2 protein-coding genes are annotated in these 3,199 nt (G+C 72.0%); both read right to left on the minus strand.

Annotation, left to right across the window (positions count from 1 at the left end):
* Positions 1–2,471: insulinase family protein (locus tag J5F18_RS04300; RefSeq protein ID WP_346301090.1), on the minus strand; the 2,471-nt coding region annotated here is incomplete at its 3' end.
* 23 nt (positions 2,472–2,494) lie between these two features.
* A complete protein-coding gene (locus J5F18_RS04305) occupies positions 2,495–3,169 on the minus strand; it encodes an SOS response-associated peptidase (protein WP_346301091.1) in 675 nt (224 codons plus the stop codon).
* Positions 3,170–3,199: the final 30 nt, after the last annotated feature.

The following is a 3,199-nucleotide window of genomic DNA, read 5'->3' on the forward strand; positions in this document are numbered from 1 at the left end:
TGGACCAGCAGGCCGAGCCCCGGCGCATCGAGCATCGGCGAGTAGCCGGCGTGGACCACATAGCCCAGCTGCTCCTGGGTGCGCAGACGCTGGTAGAAGGGGGTCTCGATCAGCCGGCCGAGCACCGCCAGGCGGGCCTGGCTCGCCAGGGTGCGGTCGGGCCCCTGCAGGTAGCGCAGCACCAGGGACTCCTCGCGACTGGTGTGCGGGGTCAGGCTGGGCAGCTCGGGGTCGGCGCGCAGCGGGGTGAGGTCGGGAATGGCGTCCGCGGCGAGGCTCGGCGCCAGCGCCTCGGCGACCCGCCGGCCCAGTCGGGCCGCCTCCTCGGCCTCCAGGTTGCCCACCGCCATGGCCTCCAGGCGCAGCTCAGCCAACAGGGCGTCGCGGTAGTCGCGCAGCTCCTCGACGGTCAGCTCCCGGCTCGCCTCCAGCAGCGCGGCGCTGGGCCACTGGGGCCGCACCAGCGCCTCGGCGAGGGTGCGCCCGGCCTGGCGGTGCAGGGCCCCCTGGGGGGCGTTGCGCCACTCCCGCTGCAGGCGATAGCGCACCCGCTCGAAGTTGGCCTCTGCGATCTCGCCGTCCTGCAGCTGCTCGAGCACCCGTTCCATCATCCGCTCCTGGCGGTCGCGCCAGCCGGAGAAGGAGAGGGTGATGCCGCGGGCGTGGGTGTAGGCCTCGAAGTGCTGGCCGGCCAGGCGGGCCGGATAGAAGGCCTCGTTGAGGCTGTCGTCCAGCCAACCGGCAAGCAGCCGGGCCAGGGCGGCGTCCCGGGCGGAGCTGGCCGCGCCCGGGTTCTGCAGGCTGAAGCGCCACTCCACCTTGGGGGTGTTGAAGGTGGCATCGGCCATGTGCCAGAGGTCGAAGGTGGGCTCCTCCACCAGCCGCCGGGGGCGCTCGTCCTGGGCGTCGAGCAGCTCCAGATCCTCGGCGATATAGGGGTTGGGCTCGGGCAGGGCCAGGCCGGAGAGCACCGGTGCCTCCTCGCTCTCATCCTCGCGCCAGGGCGCGTGGAACCAGGGGGAGGTCTCCTCGCCCTCCACGTCCGGGGCGCTGTAGAGGCGGATCAGGTTGTCCGGGGTGAGGGCGTCCAGGTAGGCCTCGCTGCGCTCGCGATCGAAGCCGTCCATGCGGTAGGCGGCATACTGCACGTCCTCCACCGGGAAGCGCGAGAGGTTCATGGCCAGGCGCAAGGCGCCCTGCAGCGGCGAGCCGTGCTGCTGGAAGCGGAACTCCTGCTCGGCGAGCCTGGCCTTCTCGTCGTAGCGCCACGCTTCCAGGCCCTCTTCGCGCAGCTGCGCGATGGCGGTGAACAGGGTCGCCTCGATGGCGTCGCGGGTCTCGGCGCCGGCCGGGGTCAGGCTGACGCTGACGCTGAACAGGGCGTGCTGGCCGTCGCCGCGGGAGACGCCGGCGGAGAGGCCGTCGGCCAGGCCCGCCTCGCGCAGCACCGCCAGCAGGCTGCCGTCGCCCTCGTGGCCGAGCAGATGGGCGATCAGGTCGGCGGGCTTGTGGCGGTACTCGGTGATGGGGTCGGGGATCGGGAACAGGAAGCGCAGCTGGCGGCTGTCGCGCACCGACTGAATCGCGACACGCTGTGGAAGCCTCTCCTCCTGCGCCAGCGGGGCAGTAATCTCGGGGGGCGAGAGCCCGCGGTCGTCGACCGCCGCGAAGCGCTCCGCCACCATGGCCTCGAGGTCGTCCAGCGGCTGGGGGGCGATCAGCGCCAGGTGCATGACGTTGGCATCGTAGTGGCGCTCGTAGAAGTCGATCACCCGCTCGCGCAGGCTGGGTTCGCCCTCGGGGCGGTCGGCCAGGGTCTCGCGGCTGCCCACCGAGAAGCCGGTGGTGGGGTTCTCGGGGTTGAGCAGCACATTGAGCACGTCGTTCTCGCGGCGGCCATCGTCACGAATACGCGCCATGTACTCGGAGTGGACGATGTTGCGCTCGCTCTCCAGTTGGTCGGCATTGAACAGCGGCGAGATGAAGAACTGGCTGAAGCGGTCCAGGGCCCCTTCCAGGGCCTCAGGATCGATATCGAAGAAGTAGTTGGTGTCCAGGGTGGAGACGAAGGCGTTGTGGGTGCCGCCGTGGCGCGAGATGTAGCCCTGGTAGGCGTCGGCCTCCGGGAAGGGCTCGGTGCCCAGGAACAGCATGTGCTCGACGAAGTGCGCCAGGCCGGCGAGGTCGTCCGGGTCCTGGGCACTACCCACCGAGACGTTCATGGAGGCGGCGGCCTTGTCCGCCTCCGGGTCGCTGACCAGCAGGGCGGTCAGGCCGTTCTCCAGGGTCACCACCCGGTAGTCGCGGGTGTCATGGGGGCTGACCTTCGGGGTGATCGCCTCGGCGACGGCGTCCGGTTGGGCGGCGCGGGACTCGGGCATTGCCAGGGGCAGCGCCGCGCCGGCCAGCAGCAGACCGGCCAGGGCAAACCCGGCGGTGCCGCGGTAGGGGGCTGTCGGGGTGCGGGGCATCGTCTCTCCTGTGGGTCGGGGCATCAGTCGGGCTGGCGCAGCATGGGTCCGGTCGGATGGGCGCAGGCGGCGTCCTGATGCGCGGGGCTGTTCACTCGTCTTGATACCGGGAAAGCGCCCAACAGTTCCCTCGGGGCGGGGGTGAGCAGGGCGCGGGCCGCCTCCAGCGGGGTCTCGGGGTCGAGCCAGCGGCGTGCCTGCCCGGGGTCGATCACCGCCGGGAGGCGGTCGCTGAGCGGGGCCAGCAGGGCGTTGGTGGGCACCGTGATCAGCGCCAGGGAGTCGCTATGCTCGGCCAGGCTGGTGTGGAAGCGGCACCAGAGTGCGGCGAGCAGCAGCGGCCGCCGGTCGACCCGGGTCACCAGGAAGGGTTGCTTGGTGCGGGGCTGGGGTTTCCAGACGTAGACGCCGCTGGCCGGTACCAGGCAGCGGCGCGCCCGGAAGGCGTCGCGGAACATCGGGCGCGCCGCCAGCGACTCTGCCCGGGCGCAGTGGGGGGCGTGGTCAAGGACCTGCAGCCAGGGCGGGGTCAGCCCCCAGAATAGCCGCCCCAGGCGCGGGATCCCGGCCTCCAGGCGAATGCCCGAGAGCAGGCGCCGCGGGGCCAGGTTGGGGCTGGTCACCAAGGGGGCGTCGACCGCCAGGTCGGGCAGCAGGCGCGAGAGGTCGAGGGGGGCGATATGCAGTCGGCCGGCCATGGGAACTCCGCAGGGGCAGGTCGCTCAGGG

This window comes from Halomonas sp. BM-2019, assembly GCF_017584085.1.